Source organism: Marinobacter sp. SS5-14b, from assembly GCF_030541005.1.
Lineage (GTDB): Bacteria > Pseudomonadota > Gammaproteobacteria > Pseudomonadales > Oleiphilaceae > Marinobacter.
Genome location: NZ_JASSVM010000001.1, coordinates 476791 through 500624, shown reverse-complemented (window position 1 = coordinate 500624; position 23834 = coordinate 476791). Strand labels below are relative to the sequence as shown.

The following is a 23834-nucleotide window of genomic DNA, read 5'->3' as shown; positions in this document are numbered from 1 at the left end:
GGGTGTGCTTTCCGAAACACGCTGTGAATACGTCCGTGTACGCTCTGCTCCGCCATCCATGGCTCCGCAAGGTTTCGGAAAGCACACCCCCCGCCCGACGCTACGTCGTTCTTGGCCGCACGGTGTTTAGGCGGCGTCGGTAAAAGCCGCCCATTATAAACACAATGGGGCGGAAAATCAGGGGTACCGGAGCGCATTTGAGGCACGCAGATGACTCTGTGTGAACAGACGGCTAGAATGCTGGGTTTTAGCAGTCGTTGGAGTCGCCATTTTGGCCACCAGAGCAGAGCAGAAACTGAAAACCCGACGGGCATTGATGGATGCCGCCCTGGCGCAACTGAGCGCCGACCGGGGCTTCGGCAGCTTGAGTTTGCGGGAAGTTGCCCGGGAGGCAGGCATCGCCCCTACTTCGTTCTACCGGCACTTTTCCGAACTGGATGAGCTGGGTCTGGCATTGGTAGATGAAGGCGGTGTGGCACTACGGCAGTTGATGCGGCAAGCCCGCAAGCGGATCGCCCGGGATGGTAGCGCCATTGCCACATCGGTGGATACCTTTATGGAATACCTGGGCAACAATTCGAATCTGTTCCGGTTGATGCTGCGGGAACGAACCGGGGTATCAAAGCCTTTTCGGACCGCCGTCAAAGCCGAGATAGATCATTTCGTGACTGAGCTGGCCGATGATCTGCAACGATTTGCCGAGGAGCAAAGCAAGCCGATCGCTGATGCCCGGCTGGTTGCAGAGTCCATGGCAACACTGGTGTTCAACCAGGGCGCCGAAGCGCTGGATGCGTCCCCCAAAGAACGCGAAGTGTTGAAAGCCAAGCTGAAAACAGAATTGCGGATGATTTTGGTGGGCTCCCAGACCCTCGCGCAGTGGCAGCAGGGCCGGGAGTGAGCAAGGCGGCGTTCAGGTGAGCTGTTGCAGCACGGGCTGAAGCCTCTGGATAATATTTGCCAGTTCCTGATCGCCATACGGCACGGGCGCCTGTTTGCCCCATACCGGGCCCGGCCAGGCCGGGTCGCCCTCGAAACGCACAATGTGATGCAGATGAAGCTGCGGCACCATGTTGCCCAGTGCCGCCACGTTCATTTTGTCACCACCGAAGATCTCCATCATGCCCTTGCTCAGAACTGAGGATTCCTGCAGCAGTTTTATTTGCTGCTCCGGCTCCAGTTGATAGATTTCACGAATATCGGAAACCGCTGGTACCAGGATGACCCAGGGCCAGGTGCTGTCGTTCATCAAGCGGATTTCGCACAAGCCGGACTTGCCCAAACGGTGAGTATCTGCCGCCAGCCGCTCGTGTAACTGAAACATCACCTGCCCCCGTTTTTCAGCCCGCCGAGTGGAACTGGTTGAGCCCGCGACCTATGGCGTAGTACGTCAGGCCATAGCGCTCCAGCATTTCAGGCTCGTACAGGTTTCGGCCATCAAAGACGGCCGGCTGTTTCAGTGTTCCGGCAACAACATCGAAGTCCGGTGAACGGAATTCCTTCCATTCGGTGCAGATTGCCAGTACGTCCGCGCCTTTCAGGGCCTGTTCCTTGGTGCCGCACAGAGTCAGGCCGCTGTGGTCGCCGTAGATACGCTGGGTTTCTTCCATGGCTTCCGGGTCGAAGGCCTGCACGGTGGCGCCGGCTTTCCAGAGATCTTCCATCAGGGTGCGAGCCGAGGCTTCGCGCATGTCGTCGGTGTTCGGCTTGAAGGCCAGCCCCCACAAAGCGACGACCTTGCCCTTCAGATCGCCCTGGAAGTAATGGCTGATCTTGTCGAACAGCACATGCTTCTGGGCGTAGTTGACCGCCTCGACCGCATTCAGCAGTTTCGCGTCGTAATCGCAGTCCCGTGCTGTGCGGGCCAGGGCCTGCACGTCTTTCGGGAAACAGGAACCGCCATAGCCGCAGCCAGGGTAGATAAAGTGATAGCCGATACGCGGATCGGAGCCAATACCCCGACGAACTTCTTCTATATCTGCCCCCAAACGCTCAGCCAGGTTGGCCACTTCGTTCATAAAGCTGATCTTGGTAGCCAGCATCGCATTGGCAGCGTATTTGGTCAGTTCCGCAGACCGAATATCCATGAAAATCATACGATCGTGGTTGCGATTGAACGGGTAATAAACCTCACGCAATACATCCGCTGCCTGCTCGCTGTCGGTACCGATCACGATGCGGTCCGGCTTCATGAAATCGTTGATGGCCGCGCCTTCTTTCAGGAATTCCGGGTTGGACACGACATCGAAATCCAGTTCCAGACCCCGATGGTCCAGCTGCGCCCTCACAGCGGCCCTCACTTTGTCGCCGGTACCAACAGGCACGGTGGACTTGTCGACGATCACCTTATAGTCATCCATGTACTGGCCAATGGACTTGGCAACCGCGAGCACATACTGCAGATCGGCAGATCCATCTTCATCGGGCGGAGTCCCCACCGCAATAAACTGCAGAGTACCGTGTTTGACCGCTACCTCAGGATCGGTCGTGAAGGACAGTCGCCCGGCTTCGACCGTGTGCTTGACGATGTTATCCAGGCCCGGCTCGTAAATGGGAATCTGGCCGTTCTTCAGCTTCTCGATCTTCGCCTGATCCACATCCATGCACAGAACATCATGCCCCACATCCGCCAGGCATGCGCCCGTCACCAATCCGACATAACCGGTTCCGAAAATCGTGATTTTCATGCAACTCTTCCTGAAATTCGTTTGAAATCGTCTTAATTTGAGGCTTTTTTCTGCAGCCAGATATTTTCCCAGGCCAATGCGGTGCGCACGATGGTATTGAGGTCATCGTAATCCGGCTGCCAGCCCAGAACTTTCTTGATTCGCGTGTTGTCGGCCATCAATGCAGCCGGGTCGCCGGCGCGGCGGCCGGTTTCGGTGACCGGGAAATCCACACCGGATTCCGCCTTTACCACATCAATCACTTCCCGCACCGTAAAGCCGCGGCCGTAGCCACAGTTCAGCACCTGCGACTCTCCGCCTCCGGCCATATAATCCAGCGCCATCACATGGGCCTTGGCCAGGTCTTCCACGTGGATGTAATCGCGGATGCAGGTGCCATCGCGGGTTTCGTAATCCGTGCCGAAAACGCTCATGCCCTCGCGCTGCCCGGTCACGCACTCGCTGGCCACCTTGATCAGGTGAGTCGCTTCCGGCGTTGCTTGGCCCAGAAGTCCTTCGGGGTTAGCGCCGGCCACGTTGAAGTAGCGCAGAATCACATAGTTCAGGCTGCTGGCCGCGGCCAGGTCCATCATCATGCGCTCGCTCATCATCTTCGAAGCCCCGTAGGGATTGATGGGCGCCAGCGGGAGGTCTTCGGTCAGTACCGTTTCTTCCGGCATGCCATACACAGCGGCCGTGGAGGAAAACACCATGTAGGGAACCTGGTGGCTTTCCACCGCTTTGAGCAGGTTCAGGGTGTTGCGGGTGTTGTTGCTGTAATACTTGAGGGGATTGCTGACCGACTCCGGCACCACAATGTTGGCGGCAAAGTGCAGGACCGCCTCAAACTTATGCCGGGCGAAAACCGCCTCAATCGCCTGCTCGTCCGCCAGGTCGCCCACCACCAGCTCGCCGGCAGTGACCGCCCAGCGATAGCCGGTGGACAGGTTATCAAATACCACAATGTCGTGGCCTGCTGCGGCCAGCTGCCGGACCACATGGCTGCCGATATAACCGGCACCGCCGGTGACAAGTACTTTCACGTAGAATTACTCCTTCCCTGAATTCTGTTTACGCCGCCGTCGAATCTCGGCCCGCCGCCGGCTGAAAAAATCGCTGATAATCTGGCCGCACTCGCCTTCCAGAACCCCGCCTTCTGCATCCACTTGCCAGTTAAGGTGGGCTTCGTCCAGCGTGCACCGGGCAGATTCAACCGCGCCCGCTTTGGGCTCGCGGGCACCATACACAAGACGACTGATGCGGCTGTGCACAATGGCTCCCACGCACATGGTGCAAGGCTCAAGCGTGACGTATAAGGTTGCCCCGGTCAGCCGGTAATTTCCTGCCCTGGCGGAGGCGTCGCGCAAGGCCCGAATCTCCGCATGGGCCGTGGGGTCACAACCGGTAATGGGTGCATTGTAACCCACGCCCAGCTCCTGGCCATGACGGACAACAATCGCACCAACGGGCACTTCGCCTATCGAGGCCGCCCGTTCCGCCAGCACCAGTGCACGAGCCATCCAGTATTCGTCATTCTTTGGTAATTCCGACATAAACGCGGCTCTGCTGATAGCGCCTTATACAACTACGATAGTGGCCAACCCCGAAAGCGCCACGAAAATACCATTATTCGCCTTCTTAACCAAGCGACGGCGCCGGGCACGCCCTCACCAGAAGAAGGATCTTCAGTCTTTAAACTGCCATACATTTTCCCCACTCACTGCCTATAATGACATGAGTCAGTTTCAATCAGCGCAGTCTATGCAAGGCTATCGTTGCCCAGGCTGGCAGTGGCAGCCTTGCACCCTTCAAGGAGAGAACGTTATGAAAGCACTGGTATTTCACGGACCAGGAAAGCGCAGCTGGGAAGACAAGCCACAGCCTGCAATCGAGAAACCCACAGATGCCGTGGTGCGCATCACCCATACCACCATTTGCGGCACCGACCTCCACATTCTGAAAGGCGATGTGCCAGCGGTCACGAAAGGCCGTACTCTCGGCCACGAAGGCGTGGGAGTGGTTGAAGAAGTTGGTGACGGTGTAACCAACATCAAAGTTGGCGATAAGGTGTTGATTTCCTGCGTCACCTCCTGCGGCCGTTGCGACTACTGCAAGCGCGGCATCTATGCCCATTGCCGGGACGGCGGCTGGATTCTGGGGCATTTGATCGATGGCACCCAGGCCGAGTATGTACGCATCCCCCATGCCGACAACAGCCTGTATCCCCTGCCTGCAGGCATGGACCCGGCTGCTGCGGTGATGCTCAGCGACATCCTGCCCACAGGACACGAGATTGGCGCTCTCAACGGCGAAGTCAAACTGGGGGACACAGTCGCCATCATCGGCGCCGGCCCCATCGGACTGGCCGCCGTAATGACCTCCCGCTTCTACTCACCTTCGCGCATCATCATGATTGATCCGGACGAGAACCGCCTGGCGATGGCCAAGATGCTGGGGGCCACAGACACCATCGCCAGAAATCCGATCGAAACCATCAAAGAACTGACCAACGGTGAGGGTGTAGACGTCGCCATGGAGGCGGTCGGTATACCCGAGACCTTCGATATCTGCCAGAGCATTATTCGCGCCGGCGGCAACATCGCGAACATCGGTGTACACGGCAAGAGCGTGGAGTTCCGGCTGCAGGACCTATGGATCAAAAACATCACGGTGCGCACCGGCCTGGTAAGCACTAACACCATTCCGGTATTGATGAAGGTGGTCGAGAGTGGCGATGTGAAGCCTGCTGACCTGGTCACTCACCGCCTCAAACTCAATGACATCGAAAAAGCCTACGACATCTTCAGCCAGGCGGCGAAGGAGAAAGCGGTCAAGATGTTGCTGACCGCCGAATGACGACCTGAAAACGAAAAAAGGCGGCAAGCATTTCTGCTTGCCGCCTTCTGATACTAGTCAGCCCTGCCCCTACTCCCACTCTATTATCAATAAGCCATTTTTGTCTTTTATTTTCAACGGCTTATTATACTGATAATCGGTAACACCATGATAAATACCATGCTCAGAAATTCCTTAAAAATAATTTCATTTTTTACTGACAGCTCCTCTCAACAGGGTCAGAACCAGCCAAACCGGGTAAAAAGCCACCAACCCTGTGGAGACGCCCATCCCCGCTACTGTCAGAAAAAAGGTATAACGCTGACGCTAACCATTTTACCGTATCTCTCCCGACCCAACCTAAAGAGATTTCAGTCCCCCTCGAAGCCTGCCGAAATGCTCAGGGCAAGTGTCGGGAGTTCATTGCGCCCCAATGATACTATCGTGCCCTCGAAAAAACAGCGGGAACAGCCTTAAATGCGCGAACAATTGGAGCGATATCAAGTCTGGCTTTATCTCCTAGTCATCCTGGCCGGCATGACCATCGGCTGGATGTCACCAGAGCAGACCCGTCATTGGGAAGCGCTGCTTTGGCCCGCACTGGGCGTTCTCCTGTACACCACTTTCACTCAGGTACCACTGATACATCTCAGGTCGGCATTTCGTGATCGCCGCTTTCTGGCCGCTTTGCTGACGGGCAATTTTATCCTGATACCGGTGGTCGTTGGTCTTCTGTTGTGGCTGTTACCGGATGATCCCGCTATTCGTCTCGGCGTACTGCTGGTACTGCTGGCGCCCTGTACGGACTGGTTTATCAGTTTTACCCATCTCGGTGGTGGGGACGGTGCCAGGGCCATAGCGGCCGCGCCGATCCTTCTGCTGGTCCAGCTCATTTTGCTACCCATTTATATCTGGCTCTTCATGGGCAATATCGCCATTGAACTGGCGGTTGGCAGCCACTTGCTGCCGGCATTCTTCGGATTGATTGTCACCCCGCTGATCCTGGCCTGGATTACCGAACGGTTGACGGAAAAGCACCCGCGCGCGCAAACACTGGTGGACTGGCTTGGGTGGCTGCCCGTGCCGTTGCTGGCATTGGTGGTGTTTCTAATTGCCGGCTCCCAGGTCAGCCTGGTGATCGACAATGGCGCCCTGCTGTGGTCGGCGCTTGTGGTTTTTGTACTTTATCTGGTTGCCGCCGCTACCATCGGCAAGGGGCTCAGTGAGCTATTCGGGTTCACGCCCACTATCGGCCGCACCCTCACCTTCAGCTTTGGTACCCGCAACTCCTTCGTCATGCTGCCGCTGGCGCTGTCACTGCCGGAGCCCTGGCGTGCCGCCATCGTTGTCATCGTCTTCCAATCCCTGGTCGAGTTGTTTGGCATGGTGGCGTATCTGCGTTGGCTGCCGCGCCTGATCAGGAATGCCGACTGAGCCGGGAACGCAGCCTTACCCGGCGCAACAGGACAATTGAGTCACGTCCTTGGTAAAAGTCTGGGCGCAGAGCTTGAGCCCTTCCACCATGGTCAGGTAGGGAAACAGCTCTTCAGCCAATTCCTGCACGGTCATATTGGCCCGCATCGCCATGACCGCCGGCATGGCGCGAAGATCGAGCATAGCGTCGCCGCCGGCCATATTGATCCCGGCCCGGCTGCCCCCGGCGGCAGCCACATAGACGAACTGCGGTTGGTCGGTGCAATCGCCCGCCACTCAGGGCAGCGCACTACGGACACACGTAACGCCATGGGAGTCCAGTCCTTTCTATGTGGTTGCCTTTCTGCTAGGGTCACGATCAAATTCCGGGACCACTTGCATGATTAAACGCTGTTTCATAGTCGCAATGACGCTGTTGATTGCTTTGCAGTCAGTGGCGTCTATTGCCTATGAAGCACAACCGCACAACCCCGCAATGCCACATTATGATGAGCATTCACACGAATCAGCGGATTTTTCCAGCGAAAATCAGGCAACCAAGTCGTCTCCCGACAGCCCCAGTCATTCAGCGGACCATGGCCATCACAGCCACAGCTGCTTTCACATGGTGTTGCTGGGAACCCTCACAGACATTTCCGGCTTGGCTGCGGGAATAGTACAGTCCGACTACCAAGCCAACTTCACCACCGGGGTTCAATCCTCCCTTTTCCGCCCTCCCATTTCCTGACCCTGCGAATACCTTCGCCACCCGGGGAACAACTGTCATTTAGACTTTCGTAGGAGCAGCCTCATGCTTTTCAGAATGCCCATGAAAACTGGGCGGCGCGCAATGCCGTCCCACTCTATTATCCATGCCTTTTCCCTTCTAGCGCTGGCATTCGGTGCTGCCCTGGCACACGCCGGGGAGAAACCGCTCACTCTGTCCGAGGCCCTCTCGCGGACCATGGCGCAAAACCCCGGCCTCCAGGTCTTCGATTTTCGCCTTCAGGGCCTTGATGGCCGCCGCATTACGGCAGATCAAAATCCTGCCCTGGAGGCCGGCCTGGAAGTGGAAAACTTCCTCGGCAGCGACAATCTGCGAGGAGTTGACGGGGCAGAGTACACCCTATCCCTGTCATCGGTTCTCGAACTTGGCGGCAAGCGTCAGGCCCGCGTCAGCGTGGTTGACTCACGATACGGGCGCGTCGAGGCCGAGCGCCGGGCCGAGACCCTGGATGTGCTCGGACAGGTGACCCAGCGCTTTGTCGCCACCCTGGCCCTGCAGGAAAAACTCCAACTCGCCGCTGAAGCCGTGGCGCTGGCCGAGGCCACCCACGAGATCGTCACCCGTCGCGCCGACCGCGGCGCGGCGCCCCAGGCCGAAGTCCTGCGCGCCAGGGCCGCGCTCACCCAGAGTCGTATTGAGCAGTCCCATCTGCGAGCCGCCTACGAGAGCCGGAAAATGGCTCTGGCTTCCCTGTGGGGTGATACCAGCCCGGACTTTCAAATGCTGGAAGGCGACCTGTTCCAGTTCGGTTCCTCCGACAACTTCGTTGCTCTGTACCAGCGGGTCAGCGACAGCCCGGCCATTCAAATCTACGCCAGCGAACAGCGTATCCGCGAAGCGGAAATTCAGCTGGCGCGCAGCCAGTCCGAGAGCGACATCCGTTGGCAGGTCGGCATCCGGCGCTTCGAAGAGACGGATGATACGGCCTTGACCGCTGGGCTCTCGGTACCGCTCTTTTCCGGACGGCGCAATCGCGGCGAGGTGCAGGCCGCCCTGGCGGCGCGGGATGAGGTCCGATTCCGCCGGGAGGATACCCTGCTGCGCCTCCATTCGCGCCTGTTCGACGCCTACCACTTGCGGCAACAAAGCATCGAGACTGTTGAGCAGATTCGCAGCCAAATGCTTCCCGACCTGACCGAGGCACTCACTCAGACCCGCGAAGCCTATGAAAACGGCCGCTACAGCTATGTGGAGTGGACCGCCGCACAGCGGGAGCTGCTCTCAGCACGGGAGGCACTGGTCGACGCCGCCACCACGGCGCTGCTCAACCAGGCGTTGATCGAACAACTTACGGCGCAGCCACTCGCGACTGTTCCGGGCGCCCCGACGCGCTAACCCACAAATTCAGGATTCACACCATGCAACTGATAAAACAACTCTGTCTGATTCTGGTGGCCACCTGCCTTGCCATCAGCCCCTTACAAGCTGCCGAGGAACAACACGACGAATCGCAGGCAGAGGCCAGGGGGCCTCACGGCGGCATACTGCTGCAACAGAACGACGCCACCGTCGAACTGCAGATCTTCGAGCAGGGGGTCCCACCGGAATACCGGGCCTGGGTCACCAGGGATGGCCGCGCCGTTACTGATGATATTGACCTCAATGTCCAGCTCACCCGCCTGGGTGGGCAAGTGGACACCTTCGACTTCGCCTACCAGGGGGACTACTGGCTGGGGGATGGCGTGGTGACCGAACCCCACTCCTTCGACGTAGAAGTGAGCCTCGCCATGGACGGCAAGAACTACCGCTGGCACTGGGAATCCCACGAAGGTCGCACCCGGATCGCCCCGGCTATCGCCCGAAAAGCGGGTATCACAACGGCCGCAGCCGGGCCGAGTGCCATCGAGCGCAGCCTCACCACCTACGGCAGCCTGACCACGGCACCGCAGCAGATTGCCCGGATCCGCGCCCGTTTCCCGGGCGTGGTCAGCCAGGTGAAGGTCAATCTGGGCGATCGGGTCGAGCGTGGTGACGTGCTCGCTCAAGTCGAGTCCAACGAAAGCCTGCAAACCTACGCACTGCGAGCGCCCATCGACGGGATCGTCATTGAGCGTCGGATCAGCAACGGAGAAATGACCGGGGAGCAACCCCTATTCGCCATTGCCGATTTGACCACTCTGTGGGCGGAATTCAAGGTCTTCCCCGGCCAACGGGCCGAGGTTGCCATTGGCCAGAAAGTCCGACTGAAGGCTGACGGCATTGACCGGGAAGGCACCATCCGCCACCTGCTGCCGGCACCCGGCAACGCGCCCTACACCCTGGCCCGGGTCGAAGTCGACAATGCCGAGGGACTGCTGACCCCCGGTTTGCTGGTGGCCGGGGATATCGTGGTGGAAACGGTGGAGGCCCCCTTGGTGGTTGACAACCGCGCCCTGCAATCCTTCCGGGACTGGACCGTGGTGTTTATTCAGGTGGATGACACCTACGAGATCCGCCCACTGGAGCTGGGCCGCAGCGACGGCAACCTGACTGAGGTGCTGGGCGGCCTGCAAGCAGGCGATCGCTATGTGGTGGAAAACAGTTATTTGATCAAGGCCGATATCGAAAAATCCGGCGCATCCCACGACCACTAACCCAGGAGGCTTTGATGATAAACGCCATCTTACGCTTCTCGGTAGAGCGGCGGTTTTTAACGTTATCCCTTATTCTGGTGCTGGTCGGCGTGGGCGTGTGGAGTTTTCAGCGCCTGCCCATCGACGCGGTGCCGGATATCACCAATGTCCAGGTACAGATCAACACCGAGGCACCGGGCTATTCGCCCCTGGAGGCAGAGCAACGCATCACCTTCCCGGTGGAAACGGCCTTGTACGGCCTGCCCAACCTGTCCTATACCCGGTCCCTGTCCCGCTACGGCCTGTCCCAGGTCACGGTGGTGTTCGAGGAAGGCACGGACATCTATTTCGCCCGCAACCTGATCAATGAGCGCTTGGGCGCCATCAAGAGCGCGCTGCCACCCGGGCTGGAGCCGGAGATGGGTCCCATCGCCACCGGTCTTGGCGAGATCTTCATGTACACCGTAGAAGCCCTGCCCGGTGCCACTCAAGCGGATGGCAGTCCGCTGGACGCTACGGCACTGCGTGAGATCCAGGACTGGATCATCAAACCCCAGTTGGCCCAGGTGCCCGGCGTGATCGAGGTCAACACCATTGGCGGCTACGACAAGCAGTACCACGTCACGCCGTCGCCCCAACGGTTGCTGGAGTTCGGCATCACGGTGGATGAACTGGTCAGCACCCTGCGGGCCAATAACACCAATCGCGGCGCCGGCTATATCGAACGCAACGGCCAACAGCTGTTGGTGCGCTCGCCCGGGCAGCTGGCCACCATTGGCGATATTGAACAGGTGGTGATTGCCAACCGGGATGGTGTGCCAGTCCGGGTAGCCGATGTAGCTGAAGTGGCCATTGGCAAGGAGCTGCGCACCGGCGCCGCCACCCGCGACGGCAAGGAAACGGTGATGGGCACCGCCATGATGCTGGTGGGGGAAAATTCCCGGGCGGTAGCACAGGCGGTGGCCGAAAAGCTGGAGGCCATTCAGCCCTCCCTGCCCGACGGCGTCAAGGTGGAGGCGGTATACGACCGCACAGCCCTGGTGGACAAGGCGATTGCCACGGTGGAGAAGAACCTGCTTGAAGGGGCACTGCTGGTGATCGTGGTGCTGTTTCTGTTGCTGGGCAACCTGCGCGCCGCCTTGATCACGGCAGCTGTCATTCCGCTTTCGATGCTCGCCACCATCACCGGTATGGTGCGGTCTGGCGTATCCGCCAATTTGATGAGTCTGGGGGCGCTGGATTTCGGCCTGATCGTCGACGGCGCGGTCATCATCGTCGAGAACTGTATCCGGCGCCTGTCCCAGGCCCAGCACCAGGGTCAGTTGGCCCTCAAGGAACGTCTGCAATTGGTGTTCGAGGCCACCAACGAAGTGATTCGTCCCAGCCTGTTTGGTGTCGCCATCATTACTGTGGTGTACCTGCCGATCTTTGCTCTCACCGGGGTCGAGGGCAAGATGTTCCACCCCATGGCGGCCACTGTCGTAATGGCACTGCTGGCGGCCATGGTGCTGTCACTGACCGTGGTGCCCGCCGCTGTTGCGGTCTTTATGGGGGGCAAGATCAGCGAAAAGGAAAGCCCGGTAATCAGCGGTGCTAAATCGCTCTACAGGCCTGCGCTGCGGGTGGCTATGAGGTTCCGCTGGCTGGTGTTGGGCGGCGCGACCACGCTGGTAGCGGTCTGTCTCTGGCTGGCGACCACCCTGGGGTCGGAATTTATTCCACAACTGGATGAAGGGGATATTGCACTCCATGCCCTGCGCATCCCGGGCACCGGGTTGGAGCAGTCCATCGAGATGCAATCGCAGCTGGAAGAACGGCTGAAGGCCTTTGGGGAGGTGGACAAGGTGTTCGCCAAGATCGGCACGCCGGAAGTGGCCACCGACCCCATGCCCCCCAGCGTAGCGGACAACTTTGTTATCTTGAAGCCCCGCAGCCAATGGCCGAACCCAGACAAAACCAAGGATGAACTGGTGGCGGAAATGGCAGCAGCGGTGGAAATGCTTCCCGGCAACAAGTATGAGTTCACCCAGCCCATAGAAATGCGCTTCAACGAACTGATCTCCGGCGTGCGCGCCGACCTCGGCATCAAGGTGTTCGGCGATGACCTGGATCAGCTGCTGGCATCGGCCAACGACGTCCTTGAGGTTGTGGAATCCATGGAGGGCGCCGCCGATGCCCGGGTCGAACAGGTGACCGGCCTGCCCATGCTGTCGGTACACCCCAAGCGCATGGCGCTATCCCGCTACGGGCTGACCGTGGATGATCTCCAGGATCTGGTGGCAGCCGGTGTCGGGGGCGAAAACGCCGGCCTGATTTACGAAGGCGACCGCCGCTTCCAGTTGGTGGTGCGTCTTCCCGAAGACATCCGCCGGGATGTGGACAGCCTCGCGGACCTACCTGTCCCCCTGCCGGACGGTGGCTATGTGCCCCTGTCGGAAGTGGCCGAGCTGGAGCTGGCTCCGGCGCCCAACCAGATCAGCCGGGAAAACGGCAAGCGTCGGGTGGTGGTCACCGCCAACGTGCGGGACCGCGACCTGGGCGGATTTGTCGAGGAAGCACAGGCGCGCATTGCGGACGACGTGGACCTACCCGCCGGATACTGGCTGGATTACGGCGGGACCTTCGAGCAACTGCAGTCCGCCAGTCAGCGGCTTGCCATCGTGGTGCCCGTGACCCTCGCCATCATCCTCGCACTCTTGGTGATGGCCTTCGGCTCCCTCAAAGATGCCTTGATCATCTTCACCGGCGTGCCACTGGCCCTCACCGGCGGGGTTCTGTCCCTGTGGCTGCGAGACATGCCCCTGTCGATCTCGGCGGGTGTTGGCTTTATCGCCCTCTCCGGGGTGGCGGTGTTAAACGGCTTGGTGATGATCGCCTTTATCCGCGATCTGTGGCACGAGCAGGGTGACCTGATGAAGGCCATTGTCGAAGGCGCCCTGATCCGCTTACGGCCGGTATTGATGACCGCCCTGGTAGCAAGCCTCGGCTTTGTACCCATGGCACTCAATACCGGCACCGGTGCCGAAGTACAGCGTCCTCTGGCGACCGTGGTGATCGGCGGGATTATCTCGTCCACCCTGTTGACGTTGTTTGTACTCCCTGTGCTCTATGCGCTGTTGCATGGCAGAAGTGCCAGTAACTCCACGCCCACAGGCGACATTAATCACGACACTGATAGTTAACCAACACTCCATCGTGGGGGGGGAATCTCCCCATGATTTTTTCAATGTTCTTTTATTGCGGTTTATATCCTGGAAAGACTATGAACGATCCACCCAAGCAACGAATAGATGACTTGAAAGAAGCCTCACCCTTTCGAACACATCGCATCCACGCCATCAACAGTGACTGGTATTTTTTAACCCGTGAAGGTCAAAATATCGGGCCATTCCCGAACAAAAAAGCGGCCGAAGACAGCCTTGCGGAACTCCTGAAAACTGTCAAAATGGATGAGTAGCCAATGGCCCAAAATCCACAAAGTCGCCAAGGTACAGGCGACCAGGCACAGAGTAAGCTGAATACAGCAGATGCCTCTTTATAAATAGCCACCAACTAGGTTAACCCAATGAGTCACGACCATGTGCATATACCCCCCGAGACCAAGGATAAACGCGTTGCCATCGCCATCTGGGCGAACGGGATCCTGACCCTGGCTCAGATTGGGGGAGGTATCTTTGCCGGCAGTCTCGCCCTTATCGCGGACGCCTTGCATAACTTCTCTGACATGGCCTCACTCGTCATCGCGTTCGCGGCGCAAAAAATTGCGCGCCGCCAGGCTGACGCAAGGATGACCTTTGGCTACGGACGCATTGAAATCGTTGCAGCTCTCATCAACTACACTACCTTGATCATTATCGGGATCTACCTGGTTTACGAAGGTGGCATGCGGATAATCGATCCTCCAGAGGTAAAGGGCTGGTGGGTCGTCTGGCTTGGTGGTATCGCTCTGGCTGTGGACGCCTTGACAGCGTTGCTCACCTATTCGATGCAGAAAGACAGCGTCAATATCCGTGCACTGTTTCTTCACAATCTGTCGGATGCACTCGCGTCGGTCGCCGTGGTCATTGGCGGGACTCTTATTTTGCTCTACGACATGCGCTGGGTTGATCCTGCCATCACCATCGGTATCGCGGGCTATATTCTCTACCTGGGCCTGACAGAAATCGGCGGCACCATCAGAACACTCATGCTGGGTAGCCCGGTGGACATCGATACCGATGCCGTCATTGTTGCCCTCTCCAACATCGAAGGCGTTATCGACCTTCACCATGTGCATTTTTGGCAGATGGGCGAACACGATGCCTCGCTGGAGGCCCATGTGATTATCGAGGAAAGTGCATGGGATCAGCTTGAGAATATCAAATACAGGATAAAACAGGCTCTGGCGCAGGAATTCAACATACGTCATTCAACACTGGAATTCGAGCACCCGGACCACATGCACAAGGATGCCCACACCTATGGGCACGGTTGACAGAAAATTCTCCATAAGCATCGGCGAGAGCGGCGACTATTTTAATAGGCCGCCCAGGCGCGGAATTTTGCCGGCATGAATCCGAGCAGCGAGAAAGGACCAGAGACTAATAGCGCAGTTGCAGAATTCGCCGGGCGCCATTCAGCACAATCAGCCCGATGATCAGACCAATAACCAGGTCGGGATAACGGGAACCCGTCCAGGCGACCAATACACCGGCGACGATAACGCCCACATTGGCGATGACATCGTTAGCGGAAAAGATCCAACTTGCTTTCATGTGTGCGCCGCCGTGCCGGTTTCTTGCGATAAGCACCAGACACCAGACGTTGGCCGCCAGGGCCACAAGACCAAAACCCATCATTAACGCGGATACGGGTTCGCTGCCGAAAACAAATCGCCGCCCGACTTCAGCCAGGACTCCCAGCGCCAGAATCAACTGCAGCCAGCCTGACAAATGCGCCGCGCGCAGCTTGGTGCGAAGGCTGTTCGCCACCGCATAGAGGGCGACGCCATAGACCGCGGCATCAGCAAACATGTCCAAAGAATCCGCTATCAAGCCAGTGGATTGCGCCAGCCAGCCTACCGTCAGTTCAACCACGAACATAACGCCGTTGATGGCCAGCAACCACTTCAGTATACCGGCTTCGACCTGGGCGGTTGCCTCTTCCTTCTCCCTGGCCAGGACTAAATCCTCTTCCCCCGCCGGGGTGGTTTTTTCGAGCGTGGCACCCAGCCCCAGGGAACGCATCCTCTCCTCGATGGCAGCCCCATTGTCGCCATGGAATACCCGCACCTTCCGATTCGGTGTATCGAACTCCAGTAAAACCCGGGGCTCAATACTGTCCAGAGCCATGCGGATCATCCCCTCTTCCGACGGGCAGTCCATTTTTGGTACCCGGTAGTCACTGACAAAGCCATGTTGAAAAGCCGTATCAGTATTCGCTATCCCAGAAGTGGGGGCACTGGCAATCTTGTTGCTCTGGCAGTTGTCATTACACGGGTCAGACATCGAAAAAAGCCCTTGAGAATGTACAGACGGTCACTATAAACTCTATAACAACTATAGAGTCAATCGGAATATTGAGAGATGATAAAAATCGGCGAACTGTCGAAAGTGACTGGCTGCTCCGTGCAAACCATCCGGCATTATGAAAAGGAACAATTGATTGCCTCCGCAGAACGCAGTGAAGGTAATTTTCGCCTGTACGATGAAGTTGCCGTTGAGCAATTACTGTTCGTCAAGCACTGTCGCAGCCTGGATCTCAGTTTGCCGGAGATCCGGCAATTATTGGGGTTAAGCCGTTCCCCCGGCGCACAATGTGATGACGTGAATCGGATGATGGATAGGCATATCGAGCAGGTGGAGGCGCGTATCCAGGAACTAACCAAACTGAACGAGCAACTGAGAATGCTGCGCCGCAGCTGTTCAAACCGTCGGACAGTCGAGCAATGCGGCATATTGCGGAATTTGTCGGCTACTCCGGTTTCGAGCGGCTGACACCCGGTTCCAAAAACTCTCCTGAACGTTCTGTAACAGGGGCATTTTTCCAGCGTGGGCGCCGACCGCAATGGTGAGAGAAGAACTGCACAGCGGAAAACCGGTCAGTCTGTTGAATGACTGGTTTACCACCTATGACGGCTATTACCTGTATTACCCGAGTCGCCGTCAATCATCCCCGCTGTTTCGCTTGCTGGTGGATGCACTGAGGTTCAAATAGAAAAACCGGGTAATTCCAGGTAATTAATCAAAGTCCAAAAACAAACAACCCGGCAATGGCGCCGGGTTGAATGAACGCCTGTCATTGACAGACGGTTACCAGAGAGTGCCCGTCGTTGCCGGCTACTCCCACTCGATTGTTGCAGGCGGCTTGGACGAGATGTCGTAGGTTACCCGGGACACACCGGAAATCTCGTTAATGATCCGGTTGGATACGGTTTCCAGCAGTTCGTACGGGAGCCGCGCCCAGCGTGCTGTCATAAAGTCCACGGTTTCCACGGCACGGATCGCGATCACGTATTCGTAGCGGCGGGCATCACCCACTACACCCACGGATTTCACCGGCAGGAACACGGCAAAAGCCTGGCTGGTTTTGTGGTACAGGTCCGCGCGGTGCAGCTCTTCCAGGAAGATGGCATCGGCGCGGCGCAGGATCTCGGCGTACTCTTTCTTCACTTCGCCAAGGATACGAACGCCCAGACCCGGCCCCGGGAACGGGTGGCGGTAGACCATGTCGTACGGCAGGCCAAGTTCGAGGCCGATCTTGCGGACTTCATCCTTGAACAGCTCGCGCAGCGGCTCTACCAGTTTCATCTTCATGGTTTCCGGCAAGCCACCCACATTATGGTGGGACTTGATAACATGGGCTTTACCGGTTTTGGACGCAGCGGATTCAATCACGTCCGGATAGATGGTGCCCTGGGCCAGCCAGTTCACATCCTTGATCTTCGCGGCTTCAGCATCGAACACATCAATAAAGGTGTTACCGATGATCTTGCGCTTCTGCTCCGGATCGTTCACGCCCTTGAGCTTGGACAGGAACAGGTCTTCGGCATCGGCACGGATAACCTTTACGCCCATATTGCTGGCGAACATGTCCATCACCTGGTCGCCTTCGTGCAGGCGCAGCAGGCCATTATCCACGAACACGCAGGTCAGCTGGTCACCAATGGCCTTGTGCAGCAGCGCGGCGGTGACCGAGGAATCAACACCGCCGGACAAGCCCAGCAGCACCTTGTCGGAACCCACCTGCTCGCGAATCTGGCGAACGGCATCGTCAACGATCTTGGCCGGGGTCCACAGAGCCTCACAACCGGAGATGGTCAGGACAAAGTGCTCGAGGATGCGCTTACCCTGCAGGGTGTGAGTGACTTCCGGATGAAACTGAACGCCGTACAGGTTGCGGCTCAGGTCCTGCATGGCGGCAACCGGTGCGCTCTCAGTGGAAGCCAGCAGCTCGAAGCCTTCCGGCATGGCAACCACTTTGTCGCCGTGACTCATCCACACGTCCAGCAGGGAATCACCAGCCGGAGTCAGGTGGTCGGTAATGTCGGCCAGCAGCGGGCCCTTGGCACGAACCTTCACCTGGGCATAACCAAACTCGCGCTTCTCGGAGCTGGCCACTCGGCCGCCGAGCTGCTCGGCCATGGTCTGCATGCCATAGCAAATGCCCAGAACCGGAATGCCCTTGTCGAACAGGCCTTCCGGAGCACGGGGACCACCCAGCTGGGTTACCGACTCCGGACCACCGGCCAGAATGATGCCTTTGGGATTGAACTCAGCGAGTTCTTCGTCTGTGATATCAAAGGCCTTGATCTCGCAGTAAACCCCGATTTCCCGAACGCGACGGGCGATCAGCTGGGTGTACTGGGAACCGAAATCAAGAATCAGGATACGGTGGTCGTGAATGTTCTGAGCCATGGAGTCCTCGGGCTTTAAAAAAACAACACGGCCCGGAAACCGGGCCGCATCAGATCAGGCTGAATCAACCGATGCGGTAGTTCGGCGCTTCCTTAGTGATGGTCACGTCGTGAACGTGGCTCTCACGCATACCGGCATTGGTAATCCGCACAAATTCAGGCTTGGTACGCATGTCGTCCATGGTGGCGCTGCCGGTGTAACCCATGGAGGCACGCAGGCCGCCAACCAGCTGGTGCACGATGTTACGCATCGGGCCCTTGCAGGCAACACGACCTTCAATACCTTCCGGAACCAGTTTTTCAGCGCCTTTGCTGGCATCCTGGAAATAACGGTCAGCCGACCCCTGACCCATGGCGCCCAGAGAGCCCATACCACGGTAGGCCTTGTAGCTTCGGCCCTGGAACAACTCAACTTCCCCTGGCGCCTCGTCGGTTCCGGCCAGCAGGCTACCGACCATGACGGCGTGGGCACCTGCAGCAATCGCCTTGGCAATGTCACCGGAAAACCGGATGCCCCCATCAGCGATCACCGGAACGCCACGCTCTTTCAGGGCAGCCGCCACATTGGAAACTGCGGAAATCTGAGGCACACCAATACCCGCCACAATACGGGTAGTGCAGATGGAACCGGGACCAATGCCTACTTTCACCGCATCGGCGCCGGCATCCGCCAGGGCGATGGCCGCGTCAGACGTGGCAATGTTACCGCCAATCACCTGAACATCGGGGTAGGTCTGCTTGACCCAGCGCACCCGGTCAATCACACCTTTGGAGTGACCGTGGGCGGTATCGACTACAATGACATCCACACCCGCTTCCACCAGTGCCGATACGCGAGCTTCAGTATCACCACCGGTACCAACCGCAGCACCCACCCGCAAACGGCCCTGCTCGTCTTTACAGGCCAGCGGGTAATCCTTGGCTTTCTGAATGTCTTTAACGGTAACCAGGCCGCGCAGTTCAAAGTCATCATTGACCACCAGAACCTTCTCAATCCGATGCCTGTGCAGCAGCTCTTTAATATCTTCCAGGCTGGCGCCTTCTTTTACGGTAACCAGCTTGTCCTTCTTGGTCATGATGTCCCGGACCGGGGTATCCATCCGGCTCTCGAAACGGATATCGCGACCGGTCACAATACCAACCAGATCGTTACCATCCACCACCGGCAGTCCGGAAATGCTGTTGGCCATGGTGATGTCGACCAGCTCACGGACAGTGGTGTCGGGGGTCACGGTGATGGGATCTTTCACCACACCGCTTTCGTATTTTTTGACCTTGCGTACAGCAGCAGCCTGCTGATCTACGGTCATGTTCTTGTGCATGATACCGATGCCGCCTTCCTGGGCCATGGCGATGGCCAGCTCGGCTTCAGTGACCGTATCCATCGCCGCCGACACCAAAGGAATGTTCAGATTGATGCCTTTGGTCAGCCGGGTCTGAAGATTGACCTGGTGAGGAAGAACTTCGGAATATCCGGGCACGAGCAGAACGTCGTCAAACGTGAGGGCTTCTTCGGCAATACGCAGCATTTGGGTCCGCCTTTTGAACATGCTAAGTTTGGAATTCCTGAGCTGCACCCGCGGCGGTGCAACAAAGCAAAATCCTTAATCGATCTATTATAAAGTGGTGACCGAACACAGTAAACCGCGGGATTTTTACCGATTGGTTGCATCTTTCTGAATTTCCGTTATTTTTACCCGCCGCCTTCGGCTTTTGCGTATGAAAAATCAGGGAGCCTGACCTTTGACACCCTCTTATCCGGACACCCGCCCCAGAGCACTGAGCGTCAGCGAGCTCAATCACCAGGCGCGGCACCTCCTGGAAACCAGTTTCATGCAGGTGTGGGTAGAAGGTGAAATCTCGGGCTTTTCACGCCCGTCATCCGGCCACTGGTACTTCTCGCTGAAAGACCAGAAGTGCCAGATCCGCTGCGCCATGTTTCGAGGTGCAAATCAGCACATCCGCACCCCGCCCCGTGAAGGTGACCAGATTCGAATCCGGGGCAAAGTCACCCTGTACGAAAACCGTGGTGACTTTCAGATTATTGTGGAACATCTCGAGCCCGCCGGCCTCGGGCCACTGCAGCAGGCATTTGAAGCGCTGAAAATAAAACTCCAGGCAGAGGGTCTGTTCGATCCTGCCCGCAAAAAATTGCTACCGACAACACCCAGGCACATTGGCGTTGTCACCTCACCCACAGGCGCTGCCATCCACGACATCCTGACGGTGCTGGCCCGTCGCTGCCCGGCCATCCCGGTAACACTTTACCCCACTGCCGTTCAGGGCAAGGCCGCCACCAGCGACATCGTTAATGCGATTGAAAGCGCTCAGCGCCACGGTGTTGCTGACGTCCTGATCATTGGGCGTGGCGGCGGCTCTCTGGAAGATCTCTGGTGTTTCAACGAAGAAGCCGTTGCCAGAGCCATTGCCAACTGCACCATTCCGACGGTCAGCGCAGTCGGGCACGAAGTGGACGTAACCATCGCCGACTTTGTGGCAGACCTTCGGGCCCCGACGCCTTCAGCGGCGGCAGAGAAGATATCACCCGATCAACAGGACTGGTTGCGTCGGCTCAATGAGCAACATAGCAGGCTCGGACAGTCAGCAAGGCGGCTACTGCAGCGGCTGGACAAGCAACTCGGACACCTGAGCGCCCGACTGAGGGATCCCAGGCGGGCATTACAGGACAAAGCTCAGCGAATGGACGAGCTGGACATGCGCCTGAACAAGGCCATGCGGCAAAAACTGGAGCAACAAACCCTCAAATCCAGCCACCTGGCCCAAAGGCTGGCCACTCAGTCGCCCGGCAAGTCGCTGGCCCGCACCCGGGAGCAGGTCACACAACTGAATGAACGACTGCAACTGGCCATTCGGCAGCACCTGAAGCAACAGCATGAAAAGCTGCATTTCAGCGCACAGACCCTGAATGTCGTCAGCCCTCTGGCAACACTTGGGCGTGGCTACGCCATTGTCAAAGATGACCAGGGCAGCATAATACGTGATGCCTCTCAGCTCTCTGAAGGCCAGCCCATTCAGGCCCGGCTTGGCCATGGCAGCATCACGGCGAAGGTGACCGAAGTCAATTTCACTCCAAAATAGCCGTCAGCCAACCCGGGATACGGGGATGCCTACGCCTATGGTCTACTAGCTCAGGTTTTTAAAGCTCCTAAAGTTGTCGTTAACAACCATAAAACAAAAACGATCCAACTGAGGTGCAGCACATGAGCTACAACTCCGAATTTCGCCGATCCATTGATCAGCGGGATGATTTCTGGCGCGAACAGGCACAGAACATTGCCTGGATCGAGCCACCTGAAACCATCTGGCAGGCACAGGACAACGGCCATGGCGAATGGTTTCCCGACGGCATTATGAATACCAGTGATGTTGCCCTTGATGCCAACATCCGCGCAGGCAGAGGCGATCAGCCCGCTCTGATCTATGACTCACCGGTAACCAACTCCCAGCAGACATTCACCTACAACGAACTTCGCGATGAAGTCTCGCGGTTTGCCGGCGCACTGCGGGCCCGGGGCGTCGAAAAAGGCGACCGGGTCATCATTTACATGCCGATGATTCCTCAGGCCGCCATCGCCATGCTCGCCTGCGCCCGGCTAGGCGCCATCCATTCCGTGGTTTTCGGTGGTTTCGCCGCTCACGAGCTGGCCGTCCGCATTGAAGATGCAACACCGAAAGCTCTGATTACGGCCTCCTGCGGTATCGAGGTCAGCAAAATCATCGAATACAAGCCTCTGGTCGACAAAGCGATTCAGCAGTCCAGCCACAAACCGGATCTTTGCGTGGTGTACCAGCGGCCACAGGTGCAGGCTGCCATGCAAGACGGCCGGGACTTTGACTGGAACACGATCATCGCCGACGCCACACCGGCCGACCCGGTACCCGTTAAATCGACAGACCCTCTTTACATCCTTTACACCTCAGGCACTACCGGAAAGCCAAAAGGCGTGGTAAGGGACAACGGCGGCCATGCCGTTGCCCTGAAGTACAGCATGAGCCTGGTCTACGACGCCAAACCAGGCGACGTGTACTGGGCCGCTTCAGACGTCGGCTGGGTGGTAGGCCACAGTTACATTGTCTATGCCCCGCTGTTTACCGGATGCACCACGGTTTTCTACGAGGGTAAACCGGTCAAAACGCCGGACGCCGGCGCCTTCTGGCGGGTGGTTCAGGATCACAAGGTAAACATTCTGTTTACCGCCCCCACCGCCTTCCGCGCCGTGCGCAAAGAAGACCCGGAAGCCGATCAGCTGAGTCGCTACGACGTCTCATCTCTGAAGCGAATTTTCCTGGCCGGAGAACGCCTGGACCCACCGACTTATGAGTGGCTGAAAGAACACACTGGCCTTCCGATCCTTGATCACTGGTGGCAGACCGAGACCGGTTGGGCCATTTGCTGCAACCCGGTGGGCATTGAGATGATGACCACCAAACCCGGCTCAGCAACGATGCCGTCGCCCGGCTTTAACGTACAAGTCGTCAACATGGACGGCTCTCAGGTAGCCGCTGGCGAGCAGGGCCAGATTGCCGTGAAGCTGCCGCTACCGCCGGGTTGCCTGATGACGGTATGGGGAGATGATGAACGCTTCCTGAACAGCTACCTGAAACCTATTCCCGGGTTTTACAGCTCCGGCGATGGGGGCTTTATTGATGACGACGGCTATGTGTTCGTGATGGGCCGCACCGATGACGTCATCAACGTCGCCGGTCACCGGTTGTCGACCGGCGAAATGGAAGAAGTGGTCGCCTCGCACCCGGCAATTGCCGAGTGCTGTGTTGTCGGTGCCCACGATGATATGAAGGGTCAGATTCCGGTCGGACTGGTACTGATCAAAGATGGCGCAACCATCGACCCGGACGAACTGGAAGACGAACTGGTTGAAATGGTCAGAGACAGAATCGGTGCCATCGCCTGTTTCCGCCGGGCTATGGTCGTTGAGCGGCTGCCCAAAACCCGGTCAGGCAAAATTCTGCGCCGGGTGATTCGTCAGATTGCCGACGGGGAAGAGTACAGCGTACCAAGCACCATCGATGACCCTGCAATTCTGGAGGAAATCAGCGAAAAATTCGGGCACTGAGCCACCCTCACGATTGCGACAAGGACAACACGGGCCAGCCCCCTGAAAAGGAGGCTGGCTTTCGTGCCATAAGACTATCAACCAATTGTTTTTTATCAATAAAATCAAATCAATTAATCATTAAAAAAACAATTGACGCCTCCCAAAGTCGGTCTATACTGAAAATTGCTGTGTATCTCTGCAGCGGTATTTGGCGAATGCGTTTCAACGTCCTGCCCCGGCTTTTCGTTGCCCCTTTCCTCAGAACCCTCCGGACTCCACAGCACAAGATGGTCCCGTGAGGGCAAATTTTCAGTAAGTACAGGAAAGATCAATGTCTGACACCAAAACTGGCCACGTAAAGTGGTTCAACGAGTCCAAAGGCTTTGGCTTCATCGCTCAGGACGGCGGCAGTGACGTTTTCGTTCACTACAGTGCAATTAACGCAGGCGGTTTCCGTACCCTGGCCGAAGGTCAGCAAGTACAGTTTACCGTGACACAGGGACCGAAAGGCCCCCAGGCAGAGAACGTAACCCCGCTTTAAGCGATGACGTTAACTGCCTGATGCCCCTCACGGGCAGACGGAACAGGACGGCCGGCAAATTTGCCGGCCGT

Annotated in this window: 21 protein-coding genes and 1 pseudogene; 14 read left to right on the top strand and 8 right to left on the bottom strand. The window is 57.8% G+C overall.

Features of this window, described 5'->3' with window-relative positions; genetic code table 11:
- Positions 1–271 precede the first annotated feature (271 nt).
- Positions 272–898 carry an HTH-type transcriptional repressor FabR gene (fabR, locus tag QPL95_RS02295; protein ID WP_368389717.1) on the top strand — a complete coding sequence of 209 codons (627 nt, stop codon included), beginning with the start codon at positions 272–274 and terminating at the stop codon, positions 896–898.
- A 12-nt stretch (positions 899–910) separates the two neighbouring features.
- Here the strand turns inward: fabR and QPL95_RS02290 are convergent, their stop codons facing one another.
- Genes QPL95_RS02290 through tadA form a run of 4 tightly spaced genes read right to left on the bottom strand, consistent with a single transcriptional unit; the run spans position 911 to position 4216 of the window.
- Positions 911–1321, bottom strand: a complete 411-nt coding sequence (locus QPL95_RS02290) for an HIT domain-containing protein (protein ID WP_303289381.1) — start codon at positions 1319–1321, stop codon at positions 911–913.
- Between the two features lie 16 nt (positions 1322–1337).
- The gene (locus tag QPL95_RS02285) at positions 1338–2684 is read right to left on the bottom strand and encodes a UDP-glucose/GDP-mannose dehydrogenase family protein (RefSeq protein WP_303289380.1); all 1347 of its coding nucleotides are present in this window, start codon (positions 2682–2684) and stop codon (positions 1338–1340) included.
- Positions 2685–2716: 32 nt separating this feature from the next.
- Positions 2717–3706, bottom strand: a complete 990-nt coding sequence (galE, locus tag QPL95_RS02280; protein WP_303289379.1) for a UDP-glucose 4-epimerase GalE — start codon at positions 3704–3706, stop codon at positions 2717–2719.
- 6 nt (positions 3707–3712) lie between these two features.
- Entirely contained in the window at positions 3713–4216 is a 504-nt protein-coding gene (tadA, locus tag QPL95_RS02275; protein WP_058340717.1) for a tRNA adenosine(34) deaminase TadA, read from the bottom strand.
- A 271-nt stretch (positions 4217–4487) separates the two neighbouring features.
- Here tadA and QPL95_RS02270 point away from each other — a divergent pair, with 271 nt between their 5' ends.
- Positions 4488–5519 carry a zinc-dependent alcohol dehydrogenase family protein gene (locus tag QPL95_RS02270; RefSeq protein ID WP_058340716.1) on the top strand — a complete coding sequence of 344 codons (1032 nt, stop codon included), beginning with the start codon at positions 4488–4490 and terminating at the stop codon, positions 5517–5519.
- 456 nt (positions 5520–5975) lie between these two features.
- Positions 5976–6932 (top strand): arsenic resistance protein, encoded by a 957-nt coding sequence (locus QPL95_RS02265; RefSeq protein WP_303289378.1) that lies wholly within the window; start codon positions 5976–5978, stop codon positions 6930–6932.
- Between the two features lie 15 nt (positions 6933–6947).
- On the opposite strand, the pseudogene QPL95_RS02260 reads toward QPL95_RS02265, so the two are convergent.
- A pseudogene (locus tag QPL95_RS02260) lies at positions 6948–7217 on the bottom strand (hypothetical protein); the annotation flags it as partial.
- Between the two features lie 94 nt (positions 7218–7311).
- Here QPL95_RS02260 and QPL95_RS02255 point away from each other — a divergent pair.
- The 6 genes from QPL95_RS02255 to QPL95_RS02230 all read left to right on the top strand — a co-directional run bounded on the left by QPL95_RS02255 (position 7312) and on the right by QPL95_RS02230 (position 14724).
- Positions 7312–7659 (top strand): hypothetical protein, encoded by a 348-nt coding sequence (locus QPL95_RS02255; RefSeq protein WP_146063404.1) that lies wholly within the window; start codon positions 7312–7314, stop codon positions 7657–7659.
- A 63-nt stretch (positions 7660–7722) separates the two neighbouring features.
- The gene (locus tag QPL95_RS02250; protein WP_103918245.1) at positions 7723–9033 is read left to right on the top strand and encodes a TolC family protein; all 1311 of its coding nucleotides are present in this window, start codon (positions 7723–7725) and stop codon (positions 9031–9033) included.
- 23 nt (positions 9034–9056) lie between these two features.
- Positions 9057–10271: an efflux RND transporter periplasmic adaptor subunit gene (locus QPL95_RS02245; protein ID WP_009575228.1), complete on the top strand. Its 1215-nt coding sequence runs from the start codon at positions 9057–9059 to the stop codon at positions 10269–10271.
- A gap of 14 nt (positions 10272–10285) precedes the next feature.
- Positions 10286–13432, top strand: a complete 3147-nt coding sequence (locus QPL95_RS02240; protein ID WP_044629832.1) for an efflux RND transporter permease subunit — start codon at positions 10286–10288, stop codon at positions 13430–13432.
- An 80-nt stretch (positions 13433–13512) separates the two neighbouring features.
- Positions 13513–13707, top strand: coding sequence for a DUF6316 family protein (locus QPL95_RS02235; RefSeq protein ID WP_044629833.1), 195 nt, complete (start codon positions 13513–13515; stop codon positions 13705–13707).
- A 108-nt stretch (positions 13708–13815) separates the two neighbouring features.
- Entirely contained in the window at positions 13816–14724 is a 909-nt protein-coding gene (locus QPL95_RS02230; protein ID WP_042924023.1) for a cation diffusion facilitator family transporter, read from the top strand.
- 106 nt (positions 14725–14830) lie between these two features.
- Here QPL95_RS02230 and QPL95_RS02225 read toward each other — a convergent pair whose 3' ends face one another.
- Positions 14831–15736: a cation transporter gene (locus tag QPL95_RS02225; protein ID WP_303289377.1), complete on the bottom strand. Its 906-nt coding sequence runs from the start codon at positions 15734–15736 to the stop codon at positions 14831–14833.
- Between the two features lie 78 nt (positions 15737–15814).
- On the opposite strand from QPL95_RS02225, the gene cadR reads away from it, so the two are divergent.
- Together cadR and QPL95_RS02215 are read left to right on the top strand one after the other, a co-directional pair.
- The gene (cadR, locus tag QPL95_RS02220) at positions 15815–16225 is read left to right on the top strand and encodes a Cd(II)/Pb(II)-responsive transcriptional regulator (protein WP_303289376.1); all 411 of its coding nucleotides are present in this window, start codon (positions 15815–15817) and stop codon (positions 16223–16225) included.
- Positions 16226–16295: 70 nt separating this feature from the next.
- A complete protein-coding gene (locus QPL95_RS02215) occupies positions 16296–16445 on the top strand; it encodes a hypothetical protein (RefSeq protein ID WP_080530605.1) in 150 nt (49 codons plus the stop codon).
- Between the two features lie 122 nt (positions 16446–16567).
- Here QPL95_RS02215 and guaA read toward each other — a convergent pair whose 3' ends face one another.
- Together guaA and guaB are read right to left on the bottom strand one after the other, a co-directional pair.
- Positions 16568–18145, bottom strand: coding sequence for a glutamine-hydrolyzing GMP synthase (guaA, locus tag QPL95_RS02210; RefSeq protein WP_303289375.1), 1578 nt, complete (start codon positions 18143–18145; stop codon positions 16568–16570).
- 64 nt (positions 18146–18209) lie between these two features.
- Positions 18210–19673 (bottom strand): IMP dehydrogenase, encoded by a 1464-nt coding sequence (gene guaB / locus QPL95_RS02205; RefSeq protein ID WP_303289720.1) that lies wholly within the window; start codon positions 19671–19673, stop codon positions 18210–18212.
- Between the two features lie 214 nt (positions 19674–19887).
- Between guaB and xseA the strand changes: the two genes are divergently transcribed.
- The 3 genes from xseA to QPL95_RS02190 all read left to right on the top strand — a co-directional run bounded on the left by xseA (position 19888) and on the right by QPL95_RS02190 (position 23763).
- Positions 19888–21243, top strand: coding sequence for an exodeoxyribonuclease VII large subunit (xseA, locus tag QPL95_RS02200; RefSeq protein WP_303289374.1), 1356 nt, complete (start codon positions 19888–19890; stop codon positions 21241–21243).
- 122 nt (positions 21244–21365) lie between these two features.
- Positions 21366–23240 (top strand): propionyl-CoA synthetase, encoded by a 1875-nt coding sequence (locus QPL95_RS02195; RefSeq protein WP_303289373.1) that lies wholly within the window; start codon positions 21366–21368, stop codon positions 23238–23240.
- A 313-nt stretch (positions 23241–23553) separates the two neighbouring features.
- A complete protein-coding gene (locus tag QPL95_RS02190; RefSeq protein ID WP_303289372.1) occupies positions 23554–23763 on the top strand; it encodes a cold-shock protein in 210 nt (69 codons plus the stop codon).
- Positions 23764–23834 lie beyond the last annotated feature (71 nt).